Here is a 16,378-nt window from a genome sequence, read left to right on the forward strand (position 1 = left end):
ACAGCCCTTACAAGCAAATTGGCGATGGACACCGCAGCGGTGATATAGGGCGCGACCATGGGTGACGGACACCCGGACGAGGGGCTCGGAGGTACCGATGTGGACAATGCGCACGCATTCACGAACTTCCGGACGCCGGGAGGGTGCGGGCCGGCACACCGGCGGCCGGCCTCGCCCCGCACGCGACGCACGGCCGCGCGGTTGCCCCTCACGGGAGAGTCATGCTGTGACCTGCGCCACTCCACGCCCACTTCAAGACAAGCGGGCTTGGCCAACCGTGTGAACGGATGGTAAGCGACGGGCAATTCGGACGTATTGCAAGAATGCCGTGATCACAGCCGTGTTCAAGGGTGCCCGTTTTGCCCGTTAGGGCGTCAATAAAGGCCGCTAATAAGCGGATTCATAGATTCCGAACGTAACTGTGTCGCAACACACGTTTCTTGAAGGGACCCCTGAGGCCCTGATAGCGCTAGTACCCATGTCCCACACCGCTCACATACCCAGCCACCGGAAGCCCCGCCAAAGCGCCTCGAAGACGGCGCTGCGGGCAGGAGTTGCCGGTGGCGTCCTCAGCACCATCGCGGTCGCGGGTGCCGCGGGCCCCGCTCAGGCCGAGCCCGTGACCCGGACCGTCGAAATGCCCACCATCACGGCCGGGCTCTCCACTTCCGTCGCCGCGTCCGCGCAGGCGACCCAGGCGGTCGCTCTCGACCTCGAGACGCAGGCCCACGAGGACGCCGAGGCAGCCACCGCGGCCAAGACCGCCAAGAAGGCCAAGGCCGAGGCGGTCCGCAAGGCAGAGGCCAAGAAGAAGGCCGAAGCAGCCGCCAAGGCAAAGGCGGAGGCCGCCGAGCGTGCCTCGCGCACCGCCGAGCGCACCACGCTCAGCGCCTCCACCGAATCCTCCACCACCTCCGCACCCGTGTCGTCCAACGCCACCGGGTCCGCCGCGTCCGTCATCGCCTTCGCGCAGTCGCACGTCGGCGACGCGTACGTCTCCGGTGGCACAGGCCCGAACTCGTGGGACTGCTCCGGTCTTGTCCAGGCCGCCTTCCGCACAGTGGGCGTCGAGCTTCCGCGTGTGTCGCAGAGCCAGTCCACGGCCGGGACCCAGGTCTCGCTCGACAACCTCCAGCCCGGCGACATCCTGTACTGGGGCGGCGCCGGCAGCGCGTACCACGTGGGGATCTACGTGGGCGACGGCCAGTTCGTCGGTGCGCAGAACTCCAGCACCGGCGTCGTACAGAAGTCCCTGGACTACGACCCGCCGTCGGGCGCCGTCCGCGTTCTCTGATTCACAAGCTCCACAGCCCGGCACCGCGCACTCCGCACGGCACGATGACGACCCGTCATCGTGCCGTGCGCGCGTCCGGCCCCACGACGGGTTCCGCCGGCCGGCGCTGGCCCGGCACCTCCGCCTGACCCTCTCCCCCGCGCTCCCGGCGCAGGAGCAGCACGCCCGCCGCGCACGCGAGAGCGGCCAGCACGAAGCCGTAAGCGGGGGTCGACCCGGACGGCTGGGTCTCGTAGACGAGCGCCGCCGACAGCACCGTCACGGCGACCGGTGCCCGGCCGCCGCCCGCGGTGGCGGCGAGCACCGCCGTCGGCCACAGCAGATACCACGGCTGCACCATCGGCGAGAGCACGACCAGGGCCAGCAGCGCGAGCCCCAGGGCGTGCGCCGGTTCCGTACGCCCGGTCGTCGCCTGCCACGCGAAGCGGGCGATCAGCACCAGGGCGACCAGCAGACCGAGGTTCTGCACGGCGGACTTGACCGGCTCGGGGTCGGTCCCGGCCAGCAGCCGCAGGAGCTCACCCAGGCCCAGGCCGAGGTCGCTGCTGAGGGACAGCGCGGTGTGGATGCGCCCGGCGACTCCCTGGGTCCCGGCCCAGCCGAAGCCGGTGCCGCTCATGAGCGTCATGCCGACGGCGACCGCCCCGGCGACCAGGCCGGGCGCCAGCAGCCCCTTCGCCACCCGCCGTACGGCAGGACCGCGCGCCGCCCGGCCCACCACGACACCGATGAACAGCAGCGCCACCGCCGCGGGCGACTTCACCATCACGGCGAGCCCGACGAGCGCCGACCCGGCGATCCATCTCCCGCGCAGGGCGAGGAGCACACCGGCCAGCATCAGGCCGATCATCAGCCCGTCGTTGTGGATGCCGCCGACCACATGGATGAGCAGCAGCGGATTCAGCGCACCCAGCCACAGCGCCGCGCTCTCGCCGCGGCCGTGCTCCCGGGCGAGCCCCCGCAGGGCCCACACGAGCAGCACCAGCCCACCGAGGGCGATCAGACGCATCCCCAGCACTGCGGGCACCAGCGTGCCGCCCGTCGCCCAGGCCACGCAGCGCGCGAGGACGAGGAAGAACGGCCCGTACGGTGCGGGAGTATCGGTCCAGTGCCGCCCGACGCTCGCCGCGGCATCGCCGCCCTGTCCGCCGGGATCGAGGACGGACGGCCCCGCGCTGTAGACGTCGTGCCCTTCGAGGACCATCGTCCCCTGCGCGATGTAGCTGTAGACGTCGGCGCTGTACAGCGGCGGCGCCAGAACCAGCGGAGCCGTCCACCAGGCGAGAGTGACCAGGGTGGCGCGTACGGGCGCTCCGGCCCTGCCGTGCAGCCACCAGGCGACGACGAGCACCGTCAGACCGGCGTACGCCAGGGCGTACCCCGCGACGTTCACCGCCGTCCCGTGGGGCACCCAGAGCCCCCAGGGATCGCGGGCCGGCAGCGTCCCGACGGCCCAGCCGCCCGACGCGACGGCCCCTGATCCGGCCGCGCCCAGCCATCGGCAGCGGCGGGTGGTCCATGCCCCTGTAGCCCCCATGGGCCGAACCTACCGCAGGGGCGTACCGCGGGGGGCGGGGGCCGGGGCGGACCGCTCAGGCCTTCGGGGCGACCTTCGAGAGGCCGTTGATGATGCGGTCCATGGCGTCGCCGCCCGTCGGGTCGGTGAGGTTGGCGAGCATCTTCAGCGTGAACTTCATCAGGACGGGGTGGGTCAGACCGCGCTGCGTCGCGACCTTCATGACCTTCGGGTTCCCGATCATCTTCACGAAGGCGCGGCCCAGCGTGTAGTAACCGCCGTAGGTCTCCTTGAGGACCTTCGGGTAGTGCTGGAGGGCCAGTTCGCGCTGGGCGGGGGTGGCGCGGGCGTGCGCCTGGACGATGACGTCCGCGGCGATCCGGCCCGACTCCATGGCGTACGCGATGCCTTCGCCGTTGAACGGGTTGACGAGCCCGCCCGCGTCGCCGACGAGCAGCAGGCCCTTGGTGTAGTGCGGCTGGCGGTTGAAGGCCATCGGGAGCGCGGCGCCGCGGATCGGCATCGTCATGTTCTCCGGGGTGTAGCCCCAGTCCTCCGGCATGGAGGCGCACCATGCCTTGAGCACCTCGCGCCAGTCGAGCTCCTTGAAGGCGGCCGAGGAGTTGAGGATGCCGAGGCCTACGTTGGACGTGCCGTCGCCCATGCCGAAGATCCAGCCGTAGCCGGGCAGCAGACGGTCCTCGGTGCCGCGGCGGTCCCACAGCTCCAGCCAGGACTCCAGGTAGTCGTCGTCGTGGCGGGGCGAGGTGAAGTACGTACGGACCGCGACGCCCATCGGGCGGTCCTCACGGCGGTGCAGGCCCATGTTGAGGGAGAGCCGGGTGGAGTTGCCGTCGGCGGCGACGACGAGCGGGGCGTGGAAGGTGACCGGGGTCTTCTCCTCGCCGAGCTTGGCGTGGACACCGGTGATGCGTCCGGTGCGCTCGTCCTTGATCGGCTCGCCCACGTTGCAGCGCTCGTACAGCCGGGCGCCCGCCTTCTGGGCCTGGCGGGCCAGCTGCTCGTCGAAGTCGTCGCGCTTGCGGACGAGGCCGTAGTCCGGGTACGAGGCGAGGTCCGGCCAGTCGAGCTGGAGGCGGACGCCCCCGCCGATGATGCGCAGGCCCTTGTTGCGGAGCCAGCCGGCCTCTTCGGAGATGTCGATGCCCATGGAGACGAGCTGCTTGGTGGCGCGCGGGGTGAGCCCGTCGCCGCAGACCTTCTCACGGGGAAAGGCCGTCTTCTCCAGGAGAAGGACGTCGAGTCCGGCCTTGGCGAGGTAGTACGCGGTCGTGGAGCCGGCTGGACCCGCTCCGACGACGATCACGTCCGCGCTCTGTTCGGAGAGGGGCTCGGTCACGGTCGGATCTCCCGAAGACTCGAAATCGCGTGCCGCGCGGCACATGTCGCGTGCAGTCTATGGGTGCCTGCTGATCGACTCCCGAAGGGCTCCCCGATGCCGCGTGTGCCTGACCCGACTCCCTCCGTACATCTGCGCGTCCCGACCGACGAGGACGCCCTGGCCTGGTACCGGGTGTTCGACGACCCGGAGGTGATGGAATTCCACGGCGGCCGCCCGGCGGAGTACTCCGTGTACGAGGAGTTGACCGCACGCCAGCGCCGCCACGACGCGGAACTCGGCCACTGTCTGTGGACGGTGCTGGACGACGCGGATGAGGTGCTCGGCTTCACGGGCGCCCAGCCGTGGCCGCACGCCTCGTTCGGCCCGGTGGGCGAGATCGAGCTCGGCTGGCGGCTGGGCCGGGCCTCCTGGGGGCACGGTTACGCGACCGCCGCCGCGCGGACCACGCTGGAGCGGATACGGGACCTCGGGGTGCGGGAGGTCGTGGCGATGATCAACGTACGCAACGCCCGCTCGGTGGCGGTGGCCGTACGGCTCGGTATGCGGCAGGCCGAGACGTACACGTCCCCGGTGTCGAAGCAGGAGGCGTACTGCTTCCGTCTTGAGCTCTGAGGCCCCGCCGCCCCCGGTCCGAGCTCCGGGCCCCCGCGGGGGCTCTCAGTCGCGCACGCCTCGGTGGAGTGCCACCACGCCGCCGGTGAGGTTGCGCCAGGCCACCTTCGACCAGCCGGCCTCACGCAGCAGCGTGGCCAGGCCGGCCTGGTCGGGCCAGGCGCGGATCGACTCGGCCAGGTAGACGTAGGCGTCGGGGTTCGACGACACGGCACGCGCCACCGGGGGCAGTGCGCGCATCAGGTACTCGGTGTAGACGGTCCTGAAGGGCGTCCACGTCGGCTGGGAGAACTCGCAGATCACCACGCGTCCGCCCCGCTTGGTGACCCGGTACAGCTCGCTCAGCGCGGCGCGGGTGTCCTGGATGTTGCGCAGCCCGAAGGAGATCGTGACCGCGTCGAAGGTCTCGTCCTTGAAGGGCAGCCTGGTGCCGTCGCCCGCGGTGAACGGCATCCAGGGGTGGCGCGCCTTGCCGACCTGGAGCATCCCGATCGAGAAGTCGCAGGGCACCACGTAGGCGCCGGTCCTGGCGAACGGCTGCGACGAGGTGGCCGTGCCCGCCGCCAGGTCGAGGATCTTCTGCGCGGGGCGGGCGTCGACGGCGCGGGCGACCTCCTTGCGCCAGAGCCGCGCCTGTCCGAGCGACAGCACGTCGTTGGTGAGGTCGTAGTTCGCCGCCACGTCGTCGAACATCGAGGCGACTTCGTGCGGCTGCTTGTCCAGGGAGGCTCGGGTCACCCTCCCATTCAAGCAGCCCGGTCCCCGGCCCCCGGCGGCGGCGTGCGGCGGGGCGCGCCGCGGTCCGCCGGAGCGGACGGGGACATCCTCGTCATCGGATCAGGGAACAGCACCGGCCGGATCCACGTCTCTTCCCGTGAGGGGAACGGAGGTTGTGCACAAGACAGCGTGTGGGGCGGGTGAACGATCCGTCCTGGACGTCCACACCGAAACCACGGATGATCGTCGGAAATGCACAGAGACGGCACAGATCGAATACGCAGCGCCACCGGTTCACGCCGGGCGGCCGGGGGTCCCTCATCGGGCGGCGGTCCCTCGCGCGCGCGGTCGCGCAAGCGCTTGGCCCGGCGAAGACGGACACGGAGACGGCGGGCGGGCCTCGCGGGGGCGGTGGTCGCGGTGACCGCAGCCGCCGCGTTCCTCTACCTCGACGCCCCGTGGCAGGACGAGGACGCAGCCGCGGCCGGCCGGGAGGCGTCCAGGGCCGGTTCGGCCCCGGCGACGCCCACTCCGGAGGTGTCCGCCTCGCCGAAGGCGTCCAGGAGCCCGAAGGCGTCGAAGTCCCCCACGGCCTCACCGGAGGCCGATGAGTCCGTCGATCCGGCCTCCGTGCCGAAGTCGGGTCCCGGCACCTTCACCGTGGCGCGCAAGGGTGTCTCGTCCGGTGGCGGCGGCAAATACCGCTACCGCGTCGAGGTGGAGGACGGCATCGGCGTGGACCCGGACAGCGCCGCCGACGACGTGGCGGAGATACTCTCCGACCCACGGGGCTGGAGCACCGGAGGGGCCAGTTTCCGCCAGGTCGCGGACGATTCCGCGGGTCTGGTGGTCCGGATAGGGACGGCGAAGACCACCGACAAGCTCTGCGGGGACTACGGGCTGGACACCGGGGGCGAGGTGAACTGCCGCGGCGGGAAGAACGTCATGGTCAACCTGGACCGCTGGCAGCTGGGTTCGCCGACCTTCGACGGTCCTGCGACCGGCTACCGCGCCCTGATCATCAATCACGAGGTGGGCCACTGGCTCGGGCACGGTCACGAGACCTGCCCCGGCAAGGGAAAGCCGGCCCCCGCGATGATGCAGCAGATCAAGGGCCTCGAAGGCTGTACGTCCAACGCCTGGCCCTACGACCGGAACGGCCACTATCTGGGCGGCCCTTCGGTGCCGTAGGCCACCGCCCCGCTCAAGGGCTCACCTTCGCCCAAGGGCCTCACCGTCTCCGGTGGACCAGCCGTCCGCCGAGCACCGTGGCGACGCAGGTCCCGGCGCCCGCCGCGACCAGCGCCGCCTCGTCGGGGGCGTCGAAGACCGCGAGATCGGCGCGCCCGCCGACGGTGAGCGGGGCGTGCACGGAGCCCGGCAGGCCGCCGCCACGGGCGAACGGATCGAGGTCCGGCTCCCCGGGCGGCCCGCCGGGAGCCCCGGCGACGGCCGTGAGACCCGAGCGGGCCACGGCGGTGCGTACGGCGTGGTCGTCGAACGGACCCGCGACATGAGTGGTCCCGTGCCGCAGCATCCGCTGCAACCCCCGGCGTACGCTGCCGGCCCGGCGCGGCTCGTCCATCCGCCCGGCCAGGGCCTCGAAGTCCGCCCCGGTGAGCGGCTGTTCGCCGAGCTCGTCCGCCTCGCGCGGGTCGGGGTGGTAGCAGCGGGTCAGCAGGGCGACGCCGTCCCACTGACGCAGGCCCGGCGTGAGGACGCCCGGCCACCGCCGGACCCGGGCCGTGGGGTGTGCGGCCGTCACCCCGTCGTACGGTCCGATGGCCACGATCCGGTCGCCCTCCACCGCGACCGCGCCCCCGGCGACGGCCGCCGCGCCGACCGGCAGGACCAGCGGCGCGGCGTGAACGGTCAGCACGGGCGGCTCAGTTGGCGTCCAGGAGCTTCAGCTCCGGGTGCGCGGTGCCGCCGCTGATCGCCGTGGAGGAGATGTGCGAGACGACGCGCTCGTCGACCGGGTCGTTCGCCGGGTCGTCGTGCACCACCAGGTGCTCGTAGGTCGTGGCGCGCTGGGCGGGGACGCGGCCCGCCTTGCGGATCAGGTCGATGATCTCCAGCCGGTTCGAGCGGTGCTTGGCGCCGGCCGACGAGACGACGTTCTCCTCCAGCATGATCGAGCCGAGGTCGTCCGCGCCGTAGTGCAGGGACAGCTGGCCGACCTCCTTGCCCGTGGTCAGCCAGGAGCCCTGGATGTGGGCGACGTTGTCGAGGAAGAGCCGGGCGATGGCGATCATCCGCAGGTACTCGAAGAGCGTGGCCTGCGTCTGCCCCTTCAGCTTGTTGTTCTCCGGCTGGTAGGTGTACGGGATGAAGGCGCGGAAGCCGCCCGTGCGGTCCTGGACGTCGCGGATCATCCGCAGGTGCTCGATGCGCTCGGCGTTGGTCTCGCCGGTGCCCATCAGCATGGTGGAGGTGGACTCGACGCCGAGGCCGTGTGCGATCTCCATGATCTCCAGCCAGCGCTCGCCCGACTCCTTGAGCGGGGCGATCGCCGTACGCGGCCTGGCGGGCAGGAGTTCGGCGCCCGCGCCGGCGAAGGAGTCGAGCCCGGCGGCGTGGATCCGCTGGACGGCCTCCTTCGCGGAGACGCCCGAGATGCGGGCCATGTGCTCGATCTCGGAGGCACCGAGCGAGTGGATGACCAGCTGCGGGAACGCCTTCTTGATGGCGGAGAAGTGCTCCTCGTAGTACTCGACGCCGTAGTCCGGGTGGTGTCCGCCCTGGAACATGATCTGGGTACCGCCCAGCTCGACGGTCTCCGCGCAGCGCCGCAGGATGTCGTCGAGGTCGCGGGACCAGCCCTTGGCGGTGTCCTTGGGCGGCGCGTAGAACGCGCAGAACTTGCAGGCCGTGACGCAGACGTTGGTGTAGTTGATGTTGCGTTCGATGATGTACGTCGCGATGTGCTCCGTACCGGCGTAGCGGCGGCGGCGCACGGCGTCCGCGGCGGAACCGAGCGCGTGCAGCGGTGCCGACCGGTACAGGTCGACGGCCTCTTCCGGAGTGATCCGGCCGCCTTCGGCTGCGCGGTCGAGGATGGGCTGAAGGTCGGCCTTCTCGGTCACCGGGCTGTCACCTTTCGGCGGTTTTTCAACGGTTCTACGGACCGATCCAGCCTACGCCAGCCCCTGCCGGGGTCAGTCGCCGGACCGGCTGAGCGTGCCCTTCGGGTTGCCCGCCGCCTCCTCGTGGGACTGGTAGCGGAGCGTGCCGGCCGATGTGAGCGTGAAGACGAGGTCGGCGTCGCCTCCGGTGCACAGGGAGTCGTCGGTGTGGTCCGGGTCGGTGCGCTCCCGGATCTTCACCTCCTTCGCCGTGCCGGAGGTGAGCTTGCCGATGCCCTTGCAGACGACGCTCGTGCCCAGCACATCGAGCCGATGGGTCAGCCGGACCACGTCGTCGCCCTTCGCCCCCTCGGTGAACACGGCGGTGACCGTGCCGTGCGGCAGCCCGCTGCGCTCGGTCGCCGGCCCCTTCCAGGTGCCGGCGAACTCCTCGGGCAGCGCGCTCACCGGCGCGGAGGCGGCGGGGGCTTCCGAGGCGGAGTCCGTCGGGGTGCCCGAGCCGCTCGCCGCCGGGGGCTTCGCCGCGTCGCTGCCGTGGCTGTCGTCGTCGCTCCTGAAGAGGTCCCCCATCGTCGCGGCGCCCAGGGTCACCACGGCGAGCGCCCCGGCGACGGCCAGCGCGACGGTGCAGCTGATCCGTCTCCCCCGGCGCGCGCCGGGCTGCGGGCCGGTGTCCAGGGTGACGGCGACACGGGCCCCGGAGCCCCGGTCCCCCGGGGTGTCCGCGGCCGCCGGCGGCCCCGGCGGCATCGGGGGCAGCGGCGGTCCGAAGGTGCCGAGCGCCGCGTTGCCCAGGGAAGCGCTGCTGAACGGCACGGGCCCCGACTGCACGGGCGCGTCCTGCGGCTCCAGGTCCAGCAGGGCCACCGCCGAGCTGCTGACCTCCCGCACCAGCGGGCCCGGCAGCCAGCCCGGCGCGACCAGGGACGCGGCGCCGCCGGGCGCGAGCCCCCGGGCGAGCTCGGCGGGGGCGGGCCGGAGGGCTGGGTCCTTGGCCAGGCACGCGGCCACCAGCTCCCGGAGTTCGCCGTCCAGGTCGCCGAGTTCTGGTTCCTCGTGCACCACCTTGTAGAGCAGTACGGCCGACGAGTCGCCGAGGAAGGGCGCGGCGCCGGTCGCCGCGTAGGCGAGGACCCCGCCGAGCGAGAAGACATCGGCCGCGCCCGAGATGTCCTCGCCGCGGATCTGCTCCGGCGCCATGTAGCCGGGCGAGCCGACGGAGACCCCGGTGGAGGTGAGGGAGACGGTGGCGCCCAGGGCACGGGCGATACCGAAGTCGATCAGCCGTGGGCCCTCCAGTGCCAGCAGGACGTTGGACGGCTTCACGTCCCGGTGGATCAGGCCGTGCGCGTGTACGGCGTCGAGCGCCTCGCCGAGCCCTGCCCCCAGGGTCCGTACGGCGTACTCGGGCAGCGGGCCGTGCCGGGTGACCGCGTCCGAGAGCGGCGGCCCCGCCACATAACCGGTCGCCACCCACGGCACCGCCGCGTCGGGGTCGGCGTCCAGGACCGGGGCCGTCCACCGCGCGCCCAGGCGCCGAGCGGCCTCCACCTCACGCCGGAAACGCGCGCGGAACTGCTCGTCCAGGGCGAAGTGCGGGTGCACCACCTTGACCGCGACGGTACGGCCGCCGGCGCTGCGGCCCAGATAGACGCGGCCCATGCCGCCGGCGCCGAGCCTGCCGAGCAGCCGGTAGGCGCCGATGGTGCGCGGTTCGCCGGCTTCCAGCGGCTGCATACGGTCTCCCCCTGAGATCCCCGGGACTCGGACGGCAGCCTAGGCGGACCGCGTCGCACGGTCACGGAGACCCCTTACGCCGATTTCGCCCCTATGGGCACGAAGCAGGGATTTCGCCACACCGAAAGGCGTGAATACGTCGTTCGTCCGCACCGATCAGGGTTCACCGGAGGGAAACCGGAAGGGGTTCCCCGAGCCATCCCCTATTCGCCCGAGCGTCCATGAGGAGTCACCCCGCGACGGAACTCCGGACATTCACCCCCATTCAAGGGAACGGAATGCCGGAGTCACGCATCAGGGGGTAAAGGGCGGCCGGTGAAGGAAGGCGCGGGAAGGTACGGGAAGGCGGGCGGCATTCCTCTCGTCCGCCGCGCCATTCCCGTACGCCCACGGTGTCAGCCGCCGAGGAGTTCGACGTTCACATCCGCCGGGAAGCCGGACGTCGGGCCGGTCCGCCGGGCGAACTCACGCACGCCCGCCAGCTGGTCCGGGCCGAAGCGGAAGTCCAGCGTGGTGAAGTAGCGCTCCAGCACCTCGGCGTCGAAGGACTCCCAGCGCGCCGCCTGCTCCGCGACCTTGGTGACCTCCTCCAGCGAGAGGTCCCGGGAGGCCAGGAACGCCTCGTGCACCTTCTCGACGTACTCGGGGTGCGAGGCCAGGTAGTCCTTGCGGGCCGCCCAGACGGCGAAGACGAACGGCAGCCCCGTCCAGTCCTTCCACATCTGTCCCAGGTCATGGACCTTCAGGCCCAGCCTGGGGGCGTCGTGGAGGTTGGCGCGCAGCGCGGCGTCACCGATGAGGACGGCCGCGTCGGCCTCCTGCATCATCAGGCCGAGGTCCGGCGGGCAGGTGTAGTAGTCGGGGGCGACGCCGTAACGCTCGGCCAGCAGCAGCTGGGCCAGCCGTACGGAGGTGCGCGAGGTCGAGCCGAGGGCCACCCGGGCCCCGTCCAGCTGCTCCAGGGGGAGCTGGGACACGATCACGCACGACATGACGGGGCCGTCGCAGCCGACGGCGATGTCGGGGAGAGCGACCAGGTCATCGGCGTTGCGGAGGAACTCGACCAGCGTGACGGGGCCGATGTCGAGGTCCCCCCTGACCAGCTGCTCGCTGAGTCTTTCCGGGGTGTCCTTCGAGAGCTCTAGATCGAGCAGGGTCCCGGTCCGTGCCAGACCCCAGTAGAGGGGGAGGCAGTTCAGGAACTGGATGTGGCCGACGCGCGGCCTGCTGCGACGGTCGTCGCCTTCTGCGGGAGAGACGGTTGAATTGTCCACATCGCGAGGCTAGACCTCTCTCCCCCGACCGGCATCATCGGGTCGCCCGGAGTCGCCCGCGGGGGCCTTGTCCGTCAGCTCTCCGACGGCTCAATCAAACATCCGGGTGAAGTGATCTTTCCCTCTACCGCTCTCCACAGAGTGCGTGCTAGGCTCGCCGCAAGTTGCAGTTTGGTTTCCCTTGCAGTACAGAGCCTGCGGAGCATGTAACCCGCAGGCTTTTGTAGTTTTCAGACTTGTTTGCAGGTTCTGGAGCAGGGCAACCCTTTGGCCCAAGGAGGGCTTATGGCTACCGGAACCGTCAAGTGGTTCAACGCTGAAAAGGGCTTCGGCTTCATCGCCCAGGACGGCGGCGGCCCGGATGTCTTCGTCCACTACTCCGCGATCAACGCGTCCGGGTTCCGCTCCCTCGAGGAGAACCAGGTCGTGAACTTCGACGTCACTCAGGGACCCAAGGGTCCGCAGGCTGAGAACGTCACCCCGGCCTAGTTGCCCGGGTCGGCCGATCGCGGCCGAGTGAGCAGTACCCAAGGAGCCCCGCTCCCCCGCTTCGGCGGAGGAACGGGGCTCCTGCCTTTTCCTCGTGGAAGGCCTCGGCCTCGCCTGCGGAGGGCCTCAGCCCTCTCGTCCTCACGTCCCTTCTTGACCTTCCCCCCGTGTGAACCGTTGCAGTGGGAGTCGTCATGTTCACCATCGGAGACTTCGCCCGCCACGGACGGGTGTCGGCCCGGATGCTGCGCCACTACGACGCCATCGGCCTGCTGCGCCCGGACCGCACCGACCCCGACACCGGCTACCGCTACTACGGCGCCGCCCAGTTGGCGCGCCTCAACCGCGTCATCGCGCTCAAGGACCTCGGCTTCACGCTCCAGCAGGTGCGGGCCGTACTCGACGAGCGGGTGGACGCGGACGAGCTGCGCGGGATGCTGCGGCTGCGCCGCGCCGAGCTGGAGGCCACGATGGCCGCGGCGGCGGCCAGGCTGGCCCAGGTCGAGGCGAGGCTCCGGTCCATCGAGAGCGAGGGACACATGCCCGAGAACGACGTGATCGTCAAGACGGTGCCCGCGGTACGGATCGCCGAGCTGACCGCGACGGCCGGGAGCTACCAGCCGCAGGACATCACCCCGGTCATCGGCCCGCTGTACGAGCGACTGTTCACCCTGCTGGCCGCCGCGGGCGTCAGCCCGTCGGGGCCCTGCGTCGCCCGGTACGAGGACGACCCGGCCGGCGACGACGCGGTCACCGTTCACGCCGGGGTCACCGTCGAGGCCCCCGCCGGGCCCCTCGGCGACACCGGTTTCACCGCCGTCGAACTGCCCGCCTTCGAGGCGGCCACCATCGTGCACCGGGGCTCCATGGACCATGTCCTGGCGACCGAGCAGATCCTGGCCCGCTGGCTCGACGACCACGGACGACGCCCCGCCGGCTACGCCAGGGAGGTCTCCCTGGAGTGCCCCGACGACCGTGCGAAGTGGGTCACCGAACTCCAGCTGCCGCTCCTCGGCTGACCTGACGTCACGCTCCGTACAGGCCCTCGCCCCCCGGCTCATGTCGAGGGCCTGTGCAGAGCACCACCCGATACTGACGAGCCCGCGCATAACAAGGCAGACTGTTGACGGCGACACCAACTGCTCTGAGCGGAGCGGTATCAGCAGGACCGGCGGGGCAGGCAGGACAGGGGGCATCATGGACCGCGACAACGGACCCGGCATGCGCGTTCCGGAGCAGCGCGCCGCACGGGAACGGGCCGCCGGCACCGCACTGCGCTTCACCGTGCTCGGCCCGGTACGCGCGTGGCGCGGGAGCGAGCTCCTGCCGTCCGGGTCCCCGCAGCAACGGGCCCTGCTGGCCGCCCTGCTCCTGCGGGACGGCCGCACGGCCACCGCAGGCGAGCTCATCGACGCCCTCTGGGGCGAAGACCCCCCGTCCCAGGCCCTGGCCACCGTACGGACGTACGCGTCACGGCTCCGCAAGATCCTCGGCCAGGACACCCTGGTCAGCGAGTCAGGGGGCTACGCGGTCCGGATCCCGCGCGAGACCCTCGACCTGACGCTCGCCCAGGATCTGGCCGCCGAGGCCGAGAAGGTCCGCGGCGGCGACCGTGCGCAGGCCCGCGCCCTGATCAACAAGCTGCTCGGCCTCTGGGACGGCGAGGCGCTCGCCTCCCTCCCCGGCCCGTACGCGGAGAACCGGCGTACGAGCCTGGAGGAGTGGCGCCTCCAGCTCACCGAGACCCGTCTCGACCTGGACCTGGAGGTCGGCTCCCACGCGGAGGCCGTCTCCGAACTGACCGCGCTCACCGCGGCGCACCCCCTGCGCGAGCGGCTGCGCGAGCTGCTGATGGTCGCCCTGTACCGCAGCGGCCGGCAGGCCGAGGCGCTCGCGGTGTACGCCGACACCCGCCGGCTGCTCGCCGAGGAGCTCGGCGTCGACCCGCGCCCCGAGCTCGCCCAACTCCAGCAGCGGATCCTTCAGGCCGACGAGGAGCTGGCCCGCCCGGCCGACGAACCTGCCCCCGCCCCCGCGCCGGTCCGCCCGGCCCAGCTCCCGGCCACCGTCCCGGACTTCACGGGCCGCGCCTCCTTCGTACGCGAGCTGAGTGACCGGCTCGGCGCCGCCGAGGGCTCCGTGATGGCCGTCTCCGCGCTCGCCGGCATCGGCGGCGTCGGCAAGACGACCCTCGCCGTGCACGTCGCCCACCAGGCTCGCCCGCACTTCCCTGACGGCCAGCTGTACGTCGACCTCCAGGGCGCCGGCGCGCGGGCCGCCGAACCCGAGACCGTACTCGGCGCGTTCCTGCGCGCGCTGGGCACGGCCGACTCCGCCATCCCCGACACCCTGGACGAGCGGGCCGCGCTCTACCGCTCCACACTGGACGGCCGCCGCATCCTGGTCCTGCTCGACAACGCCCATGACGCGGCCCAGATACGGCCCCTGCTCCCCGGCACCGAGGGCTGCGCGGCGCTGGTCACCAGCCGTGTCCGCATGGTCGACCTGGCCGGCGTGCACCTCGTGGACCTGGACGTGATGTCCCCCGAGGAGGCCCTCCAGCTCTTCACCCGCATCGTCGGCGACGAACGCGTCCGCTCGGAGCGCCAGGCGGCCCTGGACGTGGTCGCCGCGTGCGGCTTCCTGCCACTGGCCATCCGTATCGCCGCCTCCCGGCTGGCCGCCCGCCGCACCTGGACAGTCTCCGTGCTGGCCGAGAAGCTCGCCGACGGACGCCGCCGCCTCGACGAACTACAGGCCGGCGACCTCGCGGTGAAGGCCACCTTCGAGCTCGGCTACGGCCAGCTGGAGCCCGCCCAGGCCCGCGCCTTCCGGCTGCTGGGCCTCGCGGACGGCCCCGACATCTCACTCGCCGCGGCGGCAGCCGTCCTGAACCTGGACCTCCACACGGCGGAGGACCTCCTGGAGACCCTGGTCGACACCAGCCTCCTGGAGTCCGCCGCCCCGGGCCGCTACCGCTATCACGACCTGGTGCGCCTCTACGCGCGTGCATGCGCGGAACGCGACGAACAGCCCCCGGTGGAACGGGAACTGGCGCTCTCGCGACTGCTGGACTTCTACCTGGCGACGGCGGCGGGGGTGTACGCGCTGGAGCGGCCGGGTGAGCGGGTGCTCGACCACTTCGCGCCCACCGCATACCCGGGGCTCACCTTCCAGGTCCGGGAGACCGCGCTGGACTGGCTCTTCTCGCAGTCCAGCGGGCTGTTGGCCTGCGCGACCCAGTCGGCCGGGTCCGGCATGCCACGGCGCGCCGCCGATCTGCTCATGGCGATGGTGGACCTGGGGGAATCCGGGGCCAACTCCCATCAGTTCGCGACCGCGGCCAAGGCGGTAAGCGACGCGGCCCGGACGGCGGGCGACGCACAGGCCGAAGGCCGGGCCCGGACGATGCTGACGCATGCCCTCAGCGTCTCCGGACGGTTCGCCGAGGCCGAGACCGAGGCCCTGCGCGCGCTGGAGCTCGGGCGGCTGGCCGATGACCCCGTCTCCCTCGGGCAGGTCCCGAATCAGCGGGGCATCATCGCCCTGTACGAGAACCGGCACTCCGACGCCGAGGACCACCTGCGCGAGGCGCTGGCCGCCTTCCGCGCCGACGGCAACAAGCCCGGTGAGGCGTCCGCCCTCTGCAACCTCTCCCGTGTCCATCTGGCCACCGGGAGGACGACGAGCGCCGTGGACCTCGCCCAGCAGGGCGTCAGCATCTACGAGGCGGACACCTCGGGCCTTGCCCTGCGCCTCGCCAACGGCAAGTACGCCCTGGGGCTGGCGCTCACCGGAACCGGGCGGACCGTCTCCGCCCAGGAGGTGCTCACCGAAGCCATGTCGATATTCCGCGACAGCCGGCAGCAGCTCTGGCACGGAATGACGCTGTTCCGGCTGGCCGAGCTGCACCTCACCATCCGACAGCCCGCCCACGCCGCGTCACACGCCGAGCAGGCGCTGGCGATCCTGCGCGGCATCGGTGGTGAATGGCGACGCGCCAACGTGCTCACCACGTTGGGCCGTGGGCTCGCGGGTATCGGCCAGACCGACCGCGCCCAGGTCTGCTGGAACGAGGCTCTCTCGATCTTCGACGACCTCGGCTCACCCGAGGCCGCCTCCGTGCGTGAGCTTCTGACCCCGGCCCCGGTCGCCACAGCATCCTGACCCGCGCTTCCGACAGGCGTTCATCAATCGTTTATCGCCTGACGGCACTCTCTACTCATCGATCCGTCGCGTCGGGGGGCAGACGGATTGGCGAGTGGCCTCACCGTTAGGGTGATCGGCCCT

13 protein-coding genes are annotated in these 16,378 nt (G+C 71.6%); 6 read left to right on the plus strand and 7 right to left on the minus strand.

The genetic code is table 11. The annotated features are described in order from the left end of the window. Positions 1 to 478 precede the first annotated feature (478 nt). The gene (locus OG623_RS14105; protein ID WP_406146744.1) at positions 479 to 1,294 is read left to right on the plus strand and encodes a C40 family peptidase; all 816 of its coding nucleotides are present in this window, start codon (positions 479 to 481) and stop codon (positions 1,292 to 1,294) included. A 55-nt stretch (positions 1,295 to 1,349) separates the two neighbouring features. On the opposite strand, the gene mptB is transcribed toward OG623_RS14105, so the two are convergent. Both mptB and OG623_RS14115 read right to left on the minus strand, forming a co-directional pair. Next, a complete protein-coding gene (mptB, locus tag OG623_RS14110) occupies positions 1,350 to 2,831 on the minus strand; it encodes a polyprenol phosphomannose-dependent alpha 1,6 mannosyltransferase MptB (RefSeq protein ID WP_406146746.1) in 1,482 nt (493 codons plus the stop codon). 55 nt (positions 2,832 to 2,886) lie between these two features. Then, on the minus strand, positions 2,887 to 4,170 hold the full coding sequence (locus tag OG623_RS14115; RefSeq protein WP_406146748.1) for a geranylgeranyl reductase family protein: 1,284 nt from the start codon (positions 4,168 to 4,170) through the stop codon (positions 2,887 to 2,889). A gap of 96 nt (positions 4,171 to 4,266) precedes the next feature. Between OG623_RS14115 and OG623_RS14120 the strand changes: the two genes are divergently transcribed. Continuing rightward, positions 4,267 to 4,785 (plus strand): GNAT family N-acetyltransferase, encoded by a 519-nt coding sequence (locus tag OG623_RS14120; protein WP_406146749.1) that lies wholly within the window; start codon positions 4,267 to 4,269, stop codon positions 4,783 to 4,785. 45 nt (positions 4,786 to 4,830) lie between these two features. Here the strand turns inward: OG623_RS14120 and OG623_RS14125 are convergent, their stop codons facing one another. Beyond that, entirely contained in the window at positions 4,831 to 5,523 is a 693-nt protein-coding gene (locus tag OG623_RS14125) for a demethylmenaquinone methyltransferase (protein WP_406146751.1), read from the minus strand. Between the two features lie 399 nt (positions 5,524 to 5,922). Here OG623_RS14125 and OG623_RS14130 point away from each other — a divergent pair, with 399 nt between their 5' ends. After that, a complete protein-coding gene (locus OG623_RS14130; RefSeq protein WP_406146752.1) occupies positions 5,923 to 6,693 on the plus strand; it encodes a DUF3152 domain-containing protein in 771 nt (256 codons plus the stop codon). 40 nt (positions 6,694 to 6,733) lie between these two features. Here OG623_RS14130 and OG623_RS14135 read toward each other — a convergent pair whose 3' ends face one another. From OG623_RS14135 to OG623_RS14150, 4 genes are all read right to left on the minus strand, one after another. Next, on the minus strand, positions 6,734 to 7,381 hold the full coding sequence (locus OG623_RS14135; RefSeq protein ID WP_406146753.1) for an imidazolonepropionase-like domain-containing protein: 648 nt from the start codon (positions 7,379 to 7,381) through the stop codon (positions 6,734 to 6,736). 7 nt (positions 7,382 to 7,388) lie between these two features. Beyond that, positions 7,389 to 8,588: a cyclic dehypoxanthinyl futalosine synthase gene (gene mqnC, locus OG623_RS14140; protein ID WP_362895193.1), complete on the minus strand. Its 1,200-nt coding sequence runs from the start codon at positions 8,586 to 8,588 to the stop codon at positions 7,389 to 7,391. Between the two features lie 72 nt (positions 8,589 to 8,660). After that, positions 8,661 to 10,325 carry a serine/threonine-protein kinase gene (locus tag OG623_RS14145; RefSeq protein ID WP_406146755.1) on the minus strand — a complete coding sequence of 555 codons (1,665 nt, stop codon included), beginning with the start codon at positions 10,323 to 10,325 and terminating at the stop codon, positions 8,661 to 8,663. Between the two features lie 395 nt (positions 10,326 to 10,720). Next, positions 10,721 to 11,599 carry a menaquinone biosynthetic enzyme MqnA/MqnD family protein gene (locus tag OG623_RS14150; protein ID WP_406146756.1) on the minus strand — a complete coding sequence of 293 codons (879 nt, stop codon included), beginning with the start codon at positions 11,597 to 11,599 and terminating at the stop codon, positions 10,721 to 10,723. A 285-nt stretch (positions 11,600 to 11,884) separates the two neighbouring features. On the opposite strand from OG623_RS14150, the gene OG623_RS14155 reads away from it, so the two are divergent. The 3 genes from OG623_RS14155 (at position 11,885) to OG623_RS14165 (ending at position 16,255) form a co-directional block, all read left to right on the plus strand. Continuing rightward, positions 11,885 to 12,088 carry a cold-shock protein gene (locus tag OG623_RS14155; protein ID WP_003967102.1) on the plus strand — a complete coding sequence of 68 codons (204 nt, stop codon included), beginning with the start codon at positions 11,885 to 11,887 and terminating at the stop codon, positions 12,086 to 12,088. Between the two features lie 194 nt (positions 12,089 to 12,282). Continuing rightward, positions 12,283 to 13,107: a MerR family transcriptional regulator gene (locus OG623_RS14160; protein WP_406146758.1), complete on the plus strand. Its 825-nt coding sequence runs from the start codon at positions 12,283 to 12,285 to the stop codon at positions 13,105 to 13,107. Positions 13,108 to 13,285: 178 nt separating this feature from the next. Then, on the plus strand, positions 13,286 to 16,255 hold the full coding sequence (locus OG623_RS14165) for an AfsR/SARP family transcriptional regulator (protein ID WP_406146759.1): 2,970 nt from the start codon (positions 13,286 to 13,288) through the stop codon (positions 16,253 to 16,255). Positions 16,256 to 16,378 lie beyond the last annotated feature (123 nt).

It is taken from the genome of Streptomyces sp. NBC_01012 (assembly GCF_045162755.1).
In the GTDB taxonomy this organism is placed as follows: Bacteria; Actinomycetota; Actinomycetes; order Streptomycetales; family Streptomycetaceae; genus Streptomyces.